Origin of the sequence: Streptomyces sp. NPDC098101 (assembly GCF_044760185.1) — a bacterium.
Classification (GTDB): Bacteria; Actinomycetota; Actinomycetes; order Streptomycetales; family Streptomycetaceae; genus Streptomyces.
In genome coordinates this window covers 1,231,719-1,247,208 of sequence record NZ_JBIWAS010000002.1, presented here as the reverse complement: position 1 = coordinate 1,247,208, position 15,490 = coordinate 1,231,719, and the positions used below count along the sequence as shown (strand labels likewise).

At 72.2% G+C, this 15,490-nt stretch carries 16 protein-coding genes; 9 read left to right on the top strand and 7 right to left on the bottom strand.

The features are described from left to right. The first annotated feature begins 43 nt into the window (after window positions 1-43). Together ACIQVI_RS12655 and tyrS are read left to right on the top strand one after the other, a co-directional pair. A complete protein-coding gene (locus ACIQVI_RS12655) occupies window positions 44-1,435 on the top strand; it encodes a metallopeptidase TldD-related protein (RefSeq protein WP_403594441.1) in 1,392 nt (463 codons plus the stop codon). A gap of 54 nt (window positions 1,436-1,489) precedes the next feature. Next, window positions 1,490-2,758, top strand: coding sequence for a tyrosine--tRNA ligase (tyrS, locus tag ACIQVI_RS12650; protein ID WP_351973820.1), 1,269 nt, complete (start codon window positions 1,490-1,492; stop codon window positions 2,756-2,758). A gap of 86 nt (window positions 2,759-2,844) precedes the next feature. Here the strand turns inward: tyrS and ACIQVI_RS12645 are convergent, their stop codons facing one another. Beyond that, entirely contained in the window at window positions 2,845-3,120 is a 276-nt protein-coding gene (locus ACIQVI_RS12645; protein WP_351973592.1) for a GlsB/YeaQ/YmgE family stress response membrane protein, read from the bottom strand. Window positions 3,121-3,289: 169 nt separating this feature from the next. Between ACIQVI_RS12645 and ACIQVI_RS12640 the strand changes: the two genes are divergently transcribed. Continuing rightward, on the top strand, window positions 3,290-3,634 hold the full coding sequence (locus ACIQVI_RS12640; protein ID WP_403594438.1) for a DUF3099 domain-containing protein: 345 nt from the start codon (window positions 3,290-3,292) through the stop codon (window positions 3,632-3,634). A gap of 188 nt (window positions 3,635-3,822) precedes the next feature. Continuing rightward, window positions 3,823-4,047 carry a hypothetical protein gene (locus ACIQVI_RS12635; protein ID WP_403594561.1) on the top strand — a complete coding sequence of 75 codons (225 nt, stop codon included), beginning with the start codon at window positions 3,823-3,825 and terminating at the stop codon, window positions 4,045-4,047. Window positions 4,048-4,080: 33 nt separating this feature from the next. Here ACIQVI_RS12635 and moaA read toward each other — a convergent pair whose 3' ends face one another. From moaA to ACIQVI_RS12620, 3 genes are all read right to left on the bottom strand, one after another. Next, on the bottom strand, window positions 4,081-5,070 hold the full coding sequence (gene moaA, locus ACIQVI_RS12630) for a GTP 3',8-cyclase MoaA (protein WP_351973595.1): 990 nt from the start codon (window positions 5,068-5,070) through the stop codon (window positions 4,081-4,083). Between the two features lie 163 nt (window positions 5,071-5,233). Further along, window positions 5,234-6,859 (bottom strand): cation acetate symporter, encoded by a 1,626-nt coding sequence (locus ACIQVI_RS12625; protein WP_121830431.1) that lies wholly within the window; start codon window positions 6,857-6,859, stop codon window positions 5,234-5,236. Next, complete coding sequence (locus tag ACIQVI_RS12620; protein ID WP_351973597.1) at window positions 6,856-7,230, bottom strand: DUF485 domain-containing protein; 375 nt, start codon at window positions 7,228-7,230, stop codon at window positions 6,856-6,858. Before ACIQVI_RS12620 ends, ACIQVI_RS12625 begins: the two co-directional genes overlap by 4 nt. Window positions 7,231-7,503: 273 nt before the next feature. On the opposite strand from ACIQVI_RS12620, the gene ACIQVI_RS12615 reads away from it, so the two are divergent. Further along, a complete protein-coding gene (locus ACIQVI_RS12615) occupies window positions 7,504-9,039 on the top strand; it encodes a S8 family serine peptidase (RefSeq protein WP_351973598.1) in 1,536 nt (511 codons plus the stop codon). Between the two features lie 78 nt (window positions 9,040-9,117). Continuing rightward, a complete protein-coding gene (locus ACIQVI_RS12610; RefSeq protein ID WP_403594432.1) occupies window positions 9,118-10,440 on the top strand; it encodes a CoA transferase in 1,323 nt (440 codons plus the stop codon). Here the strand turns inward: ACIQVI_RS12610 and ACIQVI_RS12605 are convergent. From ACIQVI_RS12605 to ACIQVI_RS12595, 3 genes are read right to left on the bottom strand one after another with little or no spacing between them, the layout of a single operon-like run. Then, entirely contained in the window at window positions 10,430-11,473 is a 1,044-nt protein-coding gene (locus tag ACIQVI_RS12605) for a zinc-dependent alcohol dehydrogenase family protein (RefSeq protein WP_403594429.1), read from the bottom strand. The two genes, ACIQVI_RS12610 and ACIQVI_RS12605, sit on opposite strands and share 11 nt — an antisense overlap. An 18-nt stretch (window positions 11,474-11,491) precedes the next feature. Beyond that, a complete protein-coding gene (locus tag ACIQVI_RS12600; RefSeq protein WP_403594426.1) occupies window positions 11,492-12,169 on the bottom strand; it encodes a lysoplasmalogenase in 678 nt (225 codons plus the stop codon). Beyond that, window positions 12,166-13,095: a sterol desaturase family protein gene (locus tag ACIQVI_RS12595; protein WP_403594423.1), complete on the bottom strand. Its 930-nt coding sequence runs from the start codon at window positions 13,093-13,095 to the stop codon at window positions 12,166-12,168. The genes ACIQVI_RS12600 and ACIQVI_RS12595 overlap by 4 nt, the downstream gene beginning before the upstream one ends. Before the next feature lie 203 nt (window positions 13,096-13,298). Between ACIQVI_RS12595 and ACIQVI_RS12590 the strand changes: the two genes are divergently transcribed. From ACIQVI_RS12590 to ACIQVI_RS12580, 3 genes are all read left to right on the top strand, one after another. Further along, window positions 13,299-14,273, top strand: a complete 975-nt coding sequence (locus tag ACIQVI_RS12590; RefSeq protein WP_351972951.1) for a DEDDh family exonuclease — start codon at window positions 13,299-13,301, stop codon at window positions 14,271-14,273. A gap of 63 nt (window positions 14,274-14,336) precedes the next feature. Beyond that, the gene (locus ACIQVI_RS12585; protein ID WP_078489738.1) at window positions 14,337-14,570 is read left to right on the top strand and encodes a hypothetical protein; all 234 of its coding nucleotides are present in this window, start codon (window positions 14,337-14,339) and stop codon (window positions 14,568-14,570) included. A 91-nt stretch (window positions 14,571-14,661) separates the two neighbouring features. Continuing rightward, window positions 14,662-15,477, top strand: a complete 816-nt coding sequence (locus ACIQVI_RS12580) for an SURF1 family protein (RefSeq protein WP_403594419.1) — start codon at window positions 14,662-14,664, stop codon at window positions 15,475-15,477. The last annotated feature ends 13 nt before the right edge of the window (window positions 15,478-15,490 follow it).

Here is a 15,490-nt window from a genome sequence, read left to right as displayed (position 1 = left end):
CCCCGGGCAAGCACAGTCTGAACACGACGCAGGAGGCGGGACGATGAGCCGCGTCAGCAAGCCGTACGAGATCGTCGAGCGGGCCCTGGAGCTGTCCCGGGCCGACGGGTGCGTCGTCATCGCGGACGAGGAGTCCTCGGCCAATCTGCGCTGGGCGGGGAACGCCCTCACGACGAACGGCGTCACCCGGGGCCGCACCCTCACGGTGATCGCGACCGTCGACGGCGCGCAGGGCACCGCCTCCGGCGTCGTCTCCCGGTCCGCCGTGACCGTGGACGACCTGGAGCCCCTGGTGCGGGCCGCCGAGGCCGCCGCCCGGTCCGCCGGGCCCGCCGAGGACGCGCAGCCGCTGGTGGAGGGCGTGCCCGTCTCCCCCGACTTCACGGACGCCCCGGCGGAGACCTCCTCCGCCGTCTTCGGGGACTTCGCGCCCGCGCTCGGCGAGGCCTTCGCCCGGGCCCGGGCCGGCGGCCGCGAGCTGTACGGCTTCGCCCACCACGAGCTGACCTCCACCTATCTGGGCACGTCGACGGGGCTGCGGCTGCGGCACGACCAGCCCAACGGGACCCTGGAGCTGAACGCCAAGTCCCCCGACCGCTCGCGCTCCGCCTGGGCCGGGCGCGCGACGCGGGACTTCAAGGACGTCGACCCGGCGGCGCTCGACGCCGACCTGGCGGTCCGGCTCGGCTGGGCGGAGCGGCGGATCGAGCTGCCCGCCGGGCGCTACGAGACGCTGCTGCCGCCGACCGCCGTGGCCGACCTGCTGATCTACCAGCAGTGGAACGCCGCGGCCCGGGACGCGGTGGAGGGCCGTACGGTCTTCTCCAAGCCCGGCGGCGGCACCCGGCTGGGCGAGACCCTCTCGCAGCTGCCGCTGACGCTGCGCACCGACCCGAACGAGCCGGGCCTGGAGTCCGCGCCGTTCGTGATCGCGCACTCCTCCGGCGACGACTCGTCGGTCTTCGACAACGGCCTGCCGCTGGGGCCGACGGACTGGGTGCGGGACGGGAAGCTGGAGCGGCTGGTCACCACCCGGCACTCGGCGGGGCTTACTCGGTTGCCCGTGGCCCCCGGAGCGGGGAACCTGATCCTGGACGGCGGCGGGGAGCGTTCCCTGGAGGAGATGGTGTCCTCCACCGAGCGCGGTCTGCTGCTGACCTGCCTCTGGTACATCCGCGAGGTCGACCCGGCGACGCTGCTGCTCACCGGGCTGACCCGGGACGGCGTCTACCTCGTCGAGAACGGCGAGGTGGTCGGCGAGGTGAACAACTTCCGGTTCAACGAGTCGCCGGTGGACCTGCTGTCGCGGGCCTCGGAGGCGGGCCGTACGGAGAAGACGCTGCCGCGCGAGTGGAGCGACTGGTTCACCCGGGCCGCGATGCCCGCCCTGCGGGTGCCGGACTTCAACATGAGCTCGGTCAGCAAGGGGGTCTGACCCACCTAGACTGGGCCCCGGCACCACCCCGATCAATCAAGGAGACGGACGACCGTGACGGACATCGTCGACGAGCTGAAGTGGCGCGGGCTCTTCGCCCAGTCCACCGATGAGGACGCACTGCGCAAGGCTCTCGCGGACGGTCCCGTCACGTTCTATTGCGGCTTCGACCCGACCGCGGCCAGTCTCCACGTCGGTCACCTGGTCCAGGTCCTCACCGTCCGCCGGCTCCAGCGGGCCGGTCACCGGCCGCTGGCGCTGGTCGGCGGGGCCACCGGGCAGATCGGCGACCCGCGGCCGTCGGCCGAGCGCACCCTGAACGACCCGGAGACGGTCGCGAACTGGGTGAACCGGCTGCGTTCGCAGATCGAGCCGTTCCTCTCCTTCGAGGGGGAGAACGCGGCGGTCATGGTGAACAACCTGGACTGGACCGCCGGCCTCTCGGCGATCGAGTTCCTGCGGGACATCGGCAAGCACTTCCGGGTCAACAAGATGCTGACCAAGGACTCCGTGGCCCGGCGCCTGGAGTCCGAGCAGGGCATCAGCTACACCGAGTTCAGCTACCAGCTGCTCCAGGGCATGGACTTCCTGGAGCTGTACCGGCGCTACGGCTGCGTGCTCCAGCAGGGCGGCTCGGACCAGTGGGGCAACCTGGTGGCCGGGCTCGACCTGATCCACCGCCTGGAGCCGGGGGCCGAGGTCCACGCGCTCGCGACCCCGCTGATGGTCAAGGCGGACGGCACCAAGTTCGGCAAGACCGAGGGCGGGGCCGTCTGGCTGGACCCGGAGATGACCACGCCGTACGCGTTCTACCAGTTCTGGCTGAACGTGGACGACCGGGACATCTCCACGTACATGCGGATCCTCTCCTTCCGTTCCCGTGAGGAGCTGGAGGAGCTGGAGGCGCAGACCGCCGAGCGGCCGCAGGCCCGGGCGGCCCAGCGGGCGCTGGCCGAGGAGCTGACCACCCTGGTGCACGGCGCCGAGCAGTGCGCGGCCGTCATCGCCGCCTCCAAGGCGCTGTTCGGCCAGGGCGACCTGGCCGAGCTGGACGGGCCGACGCTGGCCGCGGCCCTGTCCGAGCTGCCGCACGCGCGCGTGTCGGAGCTCGGCCAGGTGGTGGACCTGTTCGCCGAGGTCGGCCTGGTGGCGAGCAAGTCGGCGGCGCGCCGCACGGTGAAGGAGGGCGGGGCGTACGTGAACAACGCGAAGGTCACCGCCGAGGACGCCGAGGTGTCGGCGGACGACCTGCTGCACGGGCGCTGGCTGGTGCTGCGGCGCGGCAAGAAGAACCTGGCGGCGATCGAGTACACCGGCGCCTGACGGGTCCGCCCGTACGGCATGACCGGAGGCCCGGTACGGCACACCACGTGCCGTACCGGGCCTCCGGTCGTGTCACCCCTCGGGGGTCAGGCCCGTCGTCTGTTGCCCTTCATCGAGACCCAGAGCATGTCGCCCAGGCCGACGACGACGACCGCGCCGATCAGCTGGAGCAGATGGCGGATCCAGTCGATGCCCTTGGTGTCGTTCACGCCGATCCAGGTCGCGACCGCGTTTCCGAGGACGCTGCCGAGGATGCCGAACACGACCGTCAGCCAGAGCGGGATCTGCTGCTTGCCCGGCAGGATCGCCCTCGCGATCAGACCGAGGACGAGTCCCACGATGATCGCCCACAACCAACCCATTGTCGCCTCCTTGTAAGCATGTGGGGCCAGTCTCGGCCTTGCCGACATAGGGCGCATGTCGGACAGCGCCATACGTGCCCCGGTCTCGTACGCGCCGGAGGGCGGGCGTACCGTGGAACGAGGACCGGACCGGGGTGGGTCCGGCGCGACCGGCGGGTGGTGAACGGTGATGCCGAAGCGTGGCGGAACCGAGGTCTTCCGGATCACGGGGGCCCGGCAGGGGCTCGCCGACGACGTCCGGGGGCGGCAGCGGAGGTACGTCATCTCGATGACGGTCCGGACGCTCTCCGTGATCGCCGCCGCGGTGCTGTGGAACGTCGAGCGGCACGTGGCGGTCGTGGCGCTGGCCCTGGGCATCCTCCTGCCGTACGTCGCCGTGGTGATCGCCAACGCGGGACGCGAGTCGACGCCGTCCCTTCCCTCCACCTTCGTACCGACTCCGGTGCGGCCCGCGCTCGGCGCGGAGGGGTCGGAGACGGCTCCGGAGGCGGACCGCGCGCACGGCCGGAACTGATCACCGAGCGTGGCCGGAAACCTCAAGAAAAGCTCAGATCAATCATGAAGTTCCAGTGCACCGCACCCCATGTGCCGTGACATACTGCCTACGCGCTCCGCATCCCCCGTCGGAGCGACGGACCGGTGCCGGGCAGCTCCCCCCGTGGCTGCTCGGCATCGCCCTTGCTGGACAATGACCGGATGATCATGGGTCCAGTGAGCGAAGAGAAGCCGATCTGTTCCGCCAAGGGCTGCCGCGCCGACGCCGTCTGGGTGCTCGCGTGGAACAACCCCAAGCTGCACACGCCGGAGCGGCGCAAGACCTGGCTCGCGTGCGAGGAGCACCGCGAACACCTCTCCCAGTTCCTGGGCGTACGGGGCTTCCTCAAGGACGTCGTGCCGCTGGCCGACTGGGAGCCGACCGACTCCTAGGGGGTGCCCGGCACCCCCCAGGTCCTCACGTCCTCAGCCGCCGATCGCCGACATCGGACGGTCGGGCTGGAGGAAGCTCGGGTCGTCGAGGCCGGAGCCGGCCTTCTTGCCCCACATCGCCTTCTTCCAGAGCTCCGCGACCTCGGCGTCCCCGGCGTCCGAGCGGAGCGCGGCCCGCAGGTCGGTCTCCTCGGTGGCGAAGAGGCAGGTGCGGACCTGCCCGTCGGCGGTGAGCCGGGTCCGGTCGCAGGCCCGGCAGAACGGGCGGGTGACGGAGGCGATGACGCCGACCGTGTGCGGTCCGCCGTCGACGACCCAGCGCTCGGCGGGGGCCGAGCCGCGCTCGTCGGCGCCCTCCGGGGTCAGGGCGAAGCGGGTGCGCAGGGACTCCAGGATGTCCCCCGCGGTGATCATGCCGTCGCGCTTCCAGCCGTGCTGGGCGTCGAGCGGCATCTGTTCGATGAAGCGGAGCTCGTACCCCTCCTCGATCGCCCAGGCCAGCAGGTCGGGGGCCTCGTCGTCGTTGAGCCCGGGCATCAGGACGGCGTTGACCTTGACCGGGACCAGGCCGGCGTCGCGGGCGGCGGCCATGCCGTCGAGGACGTCCCGGTGCCGGTCGCGGCGGGTGAGGGTCTTGAAGACGTCGGGGCGCAGGGTGTCGAGCGAGACGTTGACCCGGTCGAGGCCCGCGGCCTCGAGCGCGGTCGCGGTGCGCTTGAGCCCGATGCCGTTGGTGGTGAGGGACATCCGGGGGCGGGGCTCCAGGGCCGCGCAGCGCTCGACGATGCCGACGAGGCCGGGGCGGAGCAGCGGTTCACCGCCGGTGAAGCGGACCTCGGTGACGCCGAGGTCGGTGACGGCGATGCGGATGAGCCGGACGATCTCGTCGTCCGTGAGCAGGTCCGGTTTGGCGAGCCACTGGAGGCCCTCCTCCGGCATACAGTAGGTGCAGCGCAGGTTGCACCGGTCCGTGAGCGAGACGCGCAGGTCGGTGGCGACCCGGCCGAAGGTGTCGATGAGCACGGTGGGCCCCCTCCCCGTCTGTGGATCGGTTCGTTTCGATCGCCTGTTCCGAGCCTACGCGAGCGGTGCGACATCGAGCAGGACAGATTGTCACGAGGACCGGCGCGGCCGCGTCGTAGAAGCCTACGACGCGGCCGCCCGGGGAACGCGGAACGTGTGCGGTTCAGTGCGCTCCGACACCGGTGAGGGACTTGACCTCCAGCTCCGCGTACTTGCCCTTGTCGGCCTTCTCCTTGGAGAGGACCGAGCCGAGCCAGCCGAGCAGGAAGCCGAGCGGGATGGAGACGAGCCCGGGGTTCTCCAGCGGGAACCAGTAGAAGTCGACGCTCTTGAACATCGAGGTCGGCTTGCCGGAGACGACCGGCGAGAACAGCACCAGGACGACGGCGGAGACCAGGCCGCCGTAGATCGACCACAGGGCGCCCTGGGTGGTGAACCGCTTCCAGAAGAGCGAGTACAGGATCGTCGGCAGGTTGGCGGAGGCGGCGACCGCGAAGGCGAGGGCGACCAGGCCGGCGACGTTGAGGTCGCGGGCGAGGGCGCCGAGCGCGATGGAGACGACGCCGATGAGGACGGTCGCCCAGCGGGCGGCCCGCACCTCCTCCTTCTCGGTGGCCTGTCCGCGCCGGATGACGTTGGCGTAGATGTCGTGCGCGAAGGACGACGAGGAGGCCAGGGTCAGGCCGGCGACGACGGCGAGGATGGTCGCGAAGGCGACGGCGGAGATGACGGCGAGGAGGATCGCGCCGCCGGTGGAGCCCGCTCCGCCGCCGATCTCCAGGGCCGCGAGCGGGGCCGCGGTGTTGCCCGCCTTGTTGGAGGCGACGATGTCGCTGTTCTTGAGCAGGGCGGCGGCGCCGAAGCCCAGGACGATCGTCATCAGGTAGAAGGCGCCGATGATGCCGATGGCCCAGTTGACCGACTTCCGGGCGGCCTTGGCGGTCGGGACCGTGTAGAAGCGGATGAGGATGTGGGGCAGGCCGGCCGTGCCGAGGACGAGCGCGATGCCGAGCGAGAGGAAGTCCAGCTTCGAGGTGGCGGTGGCGCCGTACTTGAGGCCGGGCTCCAGGAAGGCCTGGCCCTTGCCGCTGTTGGTGGCGGCCGCGCCGAGCAGCTCCGACAGGTTGAAGTGGAACTTCCACAGGATGAGGAAGGTGATCAGGAGCGTGCCCGCGATGAGCAGGACGGCCTTGACCATCTGCACCCAGGTGGTGCCCTTCATGCCGCCGATGGTCACGTACACGATCATCAGGACGCCGACGAGGGCGACGATCGCGACCTTGCCGCCGTCGCTGGTGATGCCGAGGAGCAGCGAGACGAGGACGCCCGCTCCGGCCATCTGCGCGAGCAGGTAGAAGATCGAGACGACGATGGTGGAGGTGCCGGCGGCGGTGCGGACCGGGCGCTGGCGCATCCGGTAGGCGAGGACGTCGCCCATGGTGAAGCGGCCGGAGTTGCGCAGCGGTTCGGCGACCAGGAGCAGGGCGACGAGCCAGGCGACGAGGAAGCCGATCGAGTAGAGGAAGCCGTCGTAGCCGAAGAGGGCGATGGCGCCGGCGATGCCGAGGAAGGACGCGGCGGACATGTAGTCGCCGGAGATCGCCAGGCCGTTCTGGAAGCCGGTGAACTGGCGTCCGCCGGCGTAGAAGTCGGCGGCGCTGCGGGTCTGCCGGCCGGCCCACACGGTGATGACGAGGGTGGCGATCACGAAGGCGCCGAACAGGGCGATGATCAGGGGCCGGTGCTCGCCGGTGGCGTTGCCCGCCGCGAGCAGGACGGGGGTGCTCATGCGTCGCCCTCCATACGGGACTTGATGGCCTCGGCCTTGGGGTCGAGCCGGTTCGCCGCGTGCCGCGAGTAGAGCCAGGCGATGAGGAAGGTGGTGAGGAACTGGCCGAGGCCCAGGACCAGCGCCACGTTGATGTTGCCGAAGAGCCTGGTGCCCATGAAGCCGCCCGCGTAGTTGGAGAGCAGCACGTAGAGCAGGTACCAGGCGATGAAGGCGAGGGTGAGGGGGAAGGCGAACGAGCGGTAGGTGCGGCGCAGCTCGCCGAACTCCTCGCCCTCCTGCACCTCGACGAACTGCTCCGTGGTGGGCGGCACGGGACCCCGATCGGTCTCCGTGCCGTTTCGGGCTGGCGGCGGTGCTTCGGTAGCCACGGAATCTCCTCGTGACGCGGGGGCGGACGGCTGGGTCAAAGGGGGCCTCACCGGGGGTGCGGGAGCCGGGGCTCCGGGTGGAGCCCTCCCCTGCACAACGGCACGGAGGAGGAAGCGAAGCGGTTCACCCCGAGGATTTTCTCGGGCAGATCTTCATGAAGTCTTCTCAACTCATTGATGGGACAGGAAGATCAGCGATAGCTTCACTCGTCATGCACCTGTCCGTGCGCAAACCCGCGCGCGGACAGTACATACGGATGATGTGGAGAACCCATGGCTCATCTGGGATCGAGGCGCGGCCGAGCTCTCGCTCTGCCGGTCGGCCTCGCGCTCACGGCCTCGCTCGGCTTCCTTCCCTCCGGTGCCTCGGCCGCGGAGCTGAGCGACGCCCCGGCCGCCGCCGTGGCGACGGACGGGCCGAAGCTGTCGTACGTCGTGAACGTCGACGGGGGCCACTCGACCGCCAAGTCGGTGAAGAAGGCGATAGCCGCCGCGGGCGGTACGGTCGTCATCTCGTACGACCAGATAGGCGTGATAGTCGTCCACTCGCAGAACCCGGACTTCGCGAAGCAGGTCCGCAAGGCGCGCGGCGTGGTGTCGGCCGGCGCGACCCGTACCGCCCCGCTCTCCGTGCAGGGCGACAAGTCGGTCGGCGGCGGCACGCAGGAGCTGACCGAGGCCGAGGCCAAGGCCGCCGCGGCCCGGGCGACGGACGAGCAGGACGCCCTCGAGCCCCTGCAGTGGGACCTGCCGGCGATCAAGGCCGACAAGGCGCACAAGCGGACGCTCGGCAGCAAGCGCGTCACCGTCGGCGTCATCGACACGGGCGTGGACGACACCCACCCGGACCTGGCGCCGAACTTCAACGCCAAGGCCTCCGCGAACTGCGTCTCCGGCAAGCCGGACACCACCCCCGGTTCGTGGCGTCCGAACCCGGGCGAGAGCGACCACGGCACGCACGTCGCCGGTACGATCGCCGCCGCCAAGAACGGCATCGGCATCACCGGTGTCGCCCCGGGCGTGAAGGTCTCCGGCATCAAGGTGTCCACGCCGGACGGCTTCTTCTACACGGAGGCCGTGGTCTGCGGCTTCGTGTGGGCGGCCGAGCACGGCGTCGACATCACGAACAACAGCTACTACACCGACCCGTGGATGTTCGCGTGCAAGAACGACGCGGACCAGAAGGCCCTGATCGAGGCCGTCACCCGCGCCACCCGCTACGCGGAGCGCAAGGGCACGGTCAACGTGGCGGCGGCCGGCAACTCCAAGTTCGACCTGGCGGCCGACTCGATCGTCGACGACAGCAGCCCGAACGACTCCACGCCGGGCGGCCGGACCATCGACCCGAAGAAGTGCCTGGACTACCCGGCGATGCTCCCGGGCGTCGTCACGGTCTCCGCGACCGGCGCCAAGGACCTCAAGGCGTCCTACTCGAACTACGGCCTGGGCGTCATCGACGTCGCCGCGCCCGGCGGCGACCGCACCGCGTACCAGACGCCGGACGCCCCGGCGGTGAACGGCCTGATCCTGTCGACCACGGTCAACGGCGGCTACAACTACAAGGGCGGCACGTCGATGGCCTCGCCGCACGCGGCGGGCGTCCTGGCGCTCATCAAGTCGAAGCACCCGCACGCGAGCCCGGCGGCGCTGAAGGCCCTGCTGTACGCGCAGGCCGACAAGCGCGCCTGCACCAACCCGTACGACATCGACGCCGACGGCACGATCGACGCCGTCTGCGAGGGCGGCAAGAACAAGAACGGCTTCTACGGGGCCGGTCTGATCGACGCGCTCGACGCGGTCCGCTGGTAACCAGCGGTCCCCGGGGCCCCGGTGCGGTACGCCGCGCCGGGGCCCTTCCGCGTGCTCACGGGGTGGACCATGGACTCCATGGACAACACGGTGCGCACGGGTACGGAGTCGCTGTGGTCGGCCCTCGGCGGTGATCCCGCCCTCGTCGACCGGGTGTCGTTCACCGGGCCCTCGGGGCTGCTGCCGGCCCGGCTGCCGGTGATGGACCTGGCGCGGGCCTCGGTCGCGGTGGCGGGGCTCGCGGCGGTCGAGCGGGCGGGGCTCCCGGGGCCGGTGCGGGTGGATGACGGGGCGGTGGCCACCGCCTTCACGAGCGAGCGGCACCTGCGGGTCGACGGGCGGGCACCGGTGAACTTCGCGCCCCTCTCCCGGTTCTGGCGGGCGGCAGACGGCTGGGTCCGCACCCACGCCAACTATCCGCACCACCGGGCGGCGCTCCTGGCCGCCCTCGGCGTGCCGCCGGGGACGGTCGACGACGGGGCGGTGAAGGCCGTGGCGGCGGCGATCGGCGGGCAACGGGCCGTCGAGGTCGAGACGGCGGTGTACGGGGCCGGGGGCCTGGCCGTCGCCCTGCGCACGCCCGGGGAGTGGGCGGCGCACCCGCAGGGCCGGGCGGTGGCGGAGGGCCCGCCGCTGACCCGGGAGCGGCTCGACGAGGCGCCGCCCCGGCCGCGTTCGGGGCCGCCGCGGGTCCTGGACCTGACCCGGGTGCTCGCGGGGCCCGTGGCGACCCGGACGCTCGCGCTGCTCGGCGCGGACGTGCTGCGGATCGACCCGCCGGGCAATCCTGAGCTGCCGGACCAGCACGCGGACGCGAACGTCGGGAAGCGGACGTCCGTCCTCGACCTGGAGCGGCCCTCGGACCGGCGCACCTTCGGCGAACTCCTGGACGCGGCCGACGTGCTGGTGACCGGCTACCGGCCGGGCGCGCTCGACCGCTTCGGTCTCCACCGCCCGGGGCTCGTCACGGCCCGGGTCTCGGCCTGGGGCGAGCACGGGCCGTGGGGCGGGCGGCGCGGCTTCGACTCGCTGGTGCAGGCGGCGACCGGGATCGCCGTGGTGGAGGGCTCGGCGGAGGAGCCGGGCGCGCTGCCCGCGCAGGCCCTGGACCACGGCACCGGCTATCTCCTTGCGGCGGCGGTCCTGCGGTCGCTGACCGAGCGGGACCGGGACGGCGGCACCCGGCTGGTCCGCGTGGCCCTCGCGCGGACGGGCCACTGGCTGACGCACGCGCTGCCCGCGTACGACCCCGGGCGGCACCTCACCGAGACGGAGGGCCCGCTCGGACGGCTGCGGCACGCGCTGTCCCCGGTCGCGTACGAGGGCGGCCCGGCGGGCTGGTCGCGGCCGCCGGGCCTGCCGGGGGCGGACGCGCCCGCGTGGACGGGCCCTACGGCTTGACGAGGACCTTGAGGGCGGTGCGCTCGTCCATGGCCCTGTAGCCGCCGGGGACGCCGTCGAGGCCGACGGTCAGGTCGAAGACCGGGGACGGGTCGATCGTGCCGTCGAGGACGTCCGGGAGGAGTTCCGGGATGTACGCGCGCACGGGGGCGACGCCGCCGCGCAGCGCGATGTTCCGGTCGAACATGACGGACAGGTCGAGGCCGGTGCCGCTGCCGTGCGGGACGCCGACGTAGCCGATGGACCCGCCGTCGCGGGCGATCGCGACGGCGGTCCGCATGGACTGCTCGGTGCCGACGGCCTCGATGACGCCGTGGGCGCCCTGGCCGCCGGTGAGCTCGCGGACGGCGGCCTCGGCGGCCTCCCCGCGCTCGGCGACGACATCGGTGGCGCCGAAGGCGCGGGCGATGTCGGTGCGGGCGGTGTGCCGGCCGAGCGCGATGATCCGCTCGGCGCCGAGCCGCTTGGCGGCGAGGACGCCGCAGAGGCCGACGGCTCCGTCGCCGACGACGGCGACGGTGGAGCCGGGCCCCACTCCCGCGCCGAGGGCGGCGTGGTGGCCGGTGCCCAGGACGTCGGAGAGAGCGAGGAGCGCGGTCAGGAGCCGGTCGTCGGAGGCCGCCTCGGCGGGCAGCTTGACGAGGGTGCCGTCGGCGAAGGGGACGCGGACGGCCTCGCCCTGGCCGCCGTCGGAGCCCGCGGAGCCCCAGAAGCCGCCGCGCGGGCAGGAGGTCTGGAGGCCTTCGGCGCAGTACGCGCAGGTGCCGTCGGACCAGACGAAGGGGGCGACGACGAGGTCGCCCCTGCGGAAGCCGCGGACCCCGTCGCCGGCCTCCTCGACGACGCCGAGGAACTCGTGGCCGATGCGCTGGCCCGGCTGCCGGGCGGACTCGCCGCGGTAGGCCCACAGGTCGCTGCCGCAGATGCAGGCGCGCAGGACCCGCAGGACGACGTCGGCGGGGTCCTGGACCACCGGGTCGGGCACGTCCTCCACGCGCATGTCGAACGGGGCGTGGATGGTGGTGGCGCGCATGACGGACGGTCCTTGCTGTCAGACGGTTGTACGACTTTCACCGTACATCGCCCGGAGGGCTCCGGTCGTCAGCAGGCACTGCGCCGCGATGTAGGTCAGCATGATCCAGAAGTCGGGCGCGGGCGGCTGGGGCCACTCGGCGACGCCGGTGGCGATGAGGGTGTCGGACAGCAGGAAGAGGGCGCCGCCGAGACCGGCGAGGAGTCCGAGGGAGCTCGCGCGGTAGGCCATGGCGGTGAGCAGCAGCGAGTATCCGGCGACCGGGATCCGCAGCTCGGCGGGGAGGTCGGGCCACAGGAGCGCGACGGTGCCGGCGAGGGCGGCGGCGTAGAGGGCGCCGAGCGCCGGGGACGTGCGCCGGCGGCCGAAGAGCACCAGGTAGCAGACGTGTCCGGCGGCGAAGGAGCCCATGCCGACGAGGAAGGCCCAGTCGGCGTCGGAGAGCAGGAAGACGTCGCCGCCCCAGCCGAAGAGGAGCGCCACGACCAGGAGCTTCGGGGCCCCCTTGGTGGCGGCGTACGCGGCGAGCAGCGGCATCAGGAGCGGCTTGGCGATCCGGTGGCCGAGCTCGGCCCCGGCGAGCAGGGAGACCAGGTCGACGGCGACGGCGATCCCGAGGGCGACGAGCAGCGCGCGGGAGAGGACGGGGACGCGCGGGACGGACGACTCGGCCCGCGGCGCGACGGGGGCGCTCACGCGGCGGACTCCGCGGCGGGGGCGGCGGCGGGGGCGGGGCCACTCGCGCCGGGGCCGCTCTTCGGCGAGACCGGGGCCGGGGCCGTGACTGGTGTGGGGGCCGGCTGCCAGCCCGGACCGCCGAAGACCCGCCCGGCCCGCTCGCGCCAGCCGTTCGCCGCCCGCAGGTCGCGGGCGATGGCGGCGTACTCGTGGGTGGCGACCCGGAGCGGGTTGTACGTCTCGATGTTCTTGGTGAGGCCGTAGACGGGCCGCTCGGTCTCGCCGACCCAGGAGCCGAACATCCGGTCCCAGACGATGAGGATCCCGCCGAAGTTCCGGTCCAGGTAGCCGCCCTGGGAGGCGTGGTGGACGCGGTGGTGCGAGGGGGTGTTGAAGAGGTACTCGAAGGGGCGCGGCAGCTTGCCGACGCGCTCGGTGTGGATCCAGAACTGGTAGACGAGGTTGACCGAGTAGCAGAAGGCGACGGCCGCCGGGTGCACGCCGAGGGCGATCATCGGCAGGTAGAACGGCCAGGAGGTCACGCTGGTCCAGGGCTGGCGCAGGGCGGTGGTGAGGTTGAACCTGCGGCTGCTGTGGTGGACGACGTGGCAGGCCCAGAGGATGCGGATGACGTGGTGCCCGCGGTGCTGCCAGTAGTAGAAGAAGTCCTGGGCGAGCAGCATGAGCGGGATCGTCCACCAGAGGACGGGCACGCGGAGCGGGGTCAGCTCGTAGACGGCGGTGTAGATCGCCACCACGGGGATCTTCCACAGCGCGTCGAAGGCCAGGCTCCCCAGACCCATGCCGATGCTGGTGGCGGCGTCCTTGGTCTCGTACCCGGCGGCGTCCTCGTCGGGATGGATCCGGTGGCTGACCATCTCCAGGACGGTGAGCAGGACGAACGCCGGTATGGACCAGAGCACGACATCGGGCAGGTTCGGCATGTCGTCGACGGTAGAGGCGGGGGTCGGGGCGCGGCTAGACGTTGTTACCAACAAGTATGCGAGACGGGTTGTCAGCAGGCTTTGGCACCTTCCGACAAGCCCCCGGCCGGTCACCGGCCGTGGAACGACCCGCCCGGAGGCCCGGCGGGCGGGGTGCCCCCGGAGTCCGGGGAGGGGATTGTCGGTCGTGGGCCGTATTCTCAATGACCATGCTCGACGACCTCACGACAGCAGCAGCGTGGCCGGCCGCCTACCCGCAGGGGTACGCGGTCGTCGACGTGGAGACCACCGGTCTCGCCCGCGACGACCGGATCGTGTCCGCCGCCGTCTACCGGCTGGACGCCCAGGGGAACGTCGAGGACCACTGGTACAGCCTCGTCAACCCCGAGCGCGACCCGGGCCCGGTGTGGATCCACGGGCTGACCAGCGACGCGCTGGAGGGTGCGCCGCTCTTCCCGGAGATCGCGGCCGAGTTCGCGGCCCGGCTCGACGGACGGGTGCTCGTCGCGCACAACGCGATCTTCGACTGGCAGATGATCGCCCGGGAGTACGCGCGCGCCGAGTCCGCCGCGCCCGTGCGGCAGCGCCTGTGCACGATCGCGCTCTCCAAGCAGCTGTCGCTGCCGCTGCCCAACCACAAGCTGGAGTCGCTCGCCGCGCACTTCGGCGTCGAGCAGCGCCAGGCGCACAACGCGCTGGACGACGCCCGGGTGCTCGCCGAGGCGTTCCGGCCGAGCCTGCACGCGGCGGCCGAGCAGGGCGTGCGGCTGCCGCTCCTGGAGTGCCGGCCGCTGACCGAGTGGGCCGCCTCCCCGGCCGTGCCCGCCGCGTACCCCTCCTCCTCGTACCGGGCGAACAGCTGGCGTCCCTCGCGGAAGCGGCCGGCCTGCCCGTACCCCAATCCCGGCCGTTACACGAGCGACGAGCCGCTCAAGCAAGGGATGCGGGTGGCGTTCTCCGGGGACACCTCCATCGACCGCGAGCTCCTGGAGGACCGCACCGTCGAGGCCGGTCTGCACGTGGCCACCAGCGTCTCCCGGCTGACGAGCCTGCTCGTCACCAACGACCCGGACGCGGCCACCTCCAAGACCCTCAAGGCCCGGTCCTTCGGCACGCCCGTCGTCGACGAGGCCGCCTACACCCAGCTGCTGCGGGACGTGGCCCCGGCAGACGGGTGATGCCCCGGGCCCTCCGGGCGTGCCGGACCGCGCGCGCCCGCGCGGAGCCCCACCCTGTGGCGCATGGCACGTTGTGAGGTCTGCGGAAACGATTACGGCATGTCCTTCGAGGTGCACGCGCAGGGCGCGGTGCACGTCTTCGACTGCTTCGCCTGCGCCATCCACCGCATGGCGCCCATCTGCGAGCACTGCCGGGTCCAGATCATCGGCCAGGGCGTCGAGGTGGAGGGCAGCTGGTACTGCGGCGGCCACTGCGCCCGCGCGGAGGGGAAGGTGGGCATCGTCGACAAGGTGTGAGGACAGGACCCGAAGAAACGATTCCGGAGGGCGCGCCGACGCCCCCAACCCCCCTGCGCGCACCCCGTGGCCCCCGCTGTACGGTCATGGGGTGTACCGCTTCCTGTTGTCCCGGCAGTGGGTGATCCTCACCCTGATCGCCCTCGTCCTCGTCCCCACGATGATCGAGCTGGGCTTCTGGCAGTTCCACCGGCACGAGCGCCGGGTCGCCCAGAACGCTCTGATCGAGGACAGCGTCAGCGCGAAGCCGGTGCCGGTCGAGGAGCTCACCTCCCCCGGCCACACCGTCCCGCGTGCCGACTACTGGCGCCCGGTCACCGCCACCGGCACCTTCGACACCGCCCACGAGGTGGTCGTCCGCCGCCGCACCTCCTCCGACGACCGGATCGGCGTCCACGTCCTGACCCCGCTGGTCCTGCGGGACGGGAAGATCCTGATGGTCAACCGGGGCTGGGTGCCGGCCGCCGCCGACCAGCACTCCTACCCGGCGGTGCCGCCCGTCCCGAAGGGCGAGGTCACGATCACCGGCCGGCTCAAGGCCGACGAGACGACCGGCGCCAGCGGCATCAAGGACCTCAAGGGGCTGCCCGACCGGCAGGTCATGCTGATCAACAGCCGGCAGCAGGCCGAGCTCATCGGCCGCGAGGTTCTCGGCGGCTACGTCGAGCAGACCGCGCCCGACCCCGCCGACGGCACCCTCGAACAGATCCCCGAGCCCGACCACGACTCGATCGGCGCCCACATGGCGTACGCCGTGCAGTGGTGGCTCTTCGCGGCCGGCGTGCCCGTCGGCTGGGTGATCCTGGTGCGCCGCGAGAAGCGCGACCGGGAGGCCGGAGCCGCCGCGGGGACCGCCGGAACGCCGGAACCGGACGCCGCGGAGACCCTGGCCGCGCCGTCGCGCTGATTGACCGCCGCCG

Bases quoted from the DNA above. Each gene is read 5' to 3' on its own strand.
- ACIQVI_RS12655 (WP_403594441.1), top strand. From the start codon at position 44: ATGAGCCGCGTCAGCAAGCCGTACGAGATCGTCGAGCGGGCCCTGGAG.
- ACIQVI_RS12645 (WP_351973592.1), bottom strand. From the start codon at position 3,120: ATGGGTTGGTTGTGGGCGATCATCGTGGGACTCGTCCTCGGTCTGATC.
- ACIQVI_RS12640 (WP_403594438.1), top strand. From the start codon at position 3,290: ATGCCGAAGCGTGGCGGAACCGAGGTCTTCCGGATCACGGGGGCCCGG.
- ACIQVI_RS12635 (WP_403594561.1), top strand. From the start codon at position 3,823: ATGGGTCCAGTGAGCGAAGAGAAGCCGATCTGTTCCGCCAAGGGCTGC.
- ACIQVI_RS12625 (WP_121830431.1), bottom strand. From the start codon at position 6,859: ATGAGCACCCCCGTCCTGCTCGCGGCGGGCAACGCCACCGGCGAGCAC.
- ACIQVI_RS12615 (WP_351973598.1), top strand. From the start codon at position 7,504: ATGGCTCATCTGGGATCGAGGCGCGGCCGAGCTCTCGCTCTGCCGGTC.
- ACIQVI_RS12610 (WP_403594432.1), top strand. From the start codon at position 9,118: ATGGACAACACGGTGCGCACGGGTACGGAGTCGCTGTGGTCGGCCCTC.
- ACIQVI_RS12605 (WP_403594429.1), bottom strand. From the start codon at position 11,473: ATGCGCGCCACCACCATCCACGCCCCGTTCGACATGCGCGTGGAGGAC.
- ACIQVI_RS12595 (WP_403594423.1), bottom strand. From the start codon at position 13,095: ATGCCGAACCTGCCCGATGTCGTGCTCTGGTCCATACCGGCGTTCGTC.
- ACIQVI_RS12590 (WP_351972951.1), top strand. From the start codon at position 13,299: ATGACCATGCTCGACGACCTCACGACAGCAGCAGCGTGGCCGGCCGCC.
- ACIQVI_RS12585 (WP_078489738.1), top strand. From the start codon at position 14,337: ATGGCACGTTGTGAGGTCTGCGGAAACGATTACGGCATGTCCTTCGAG.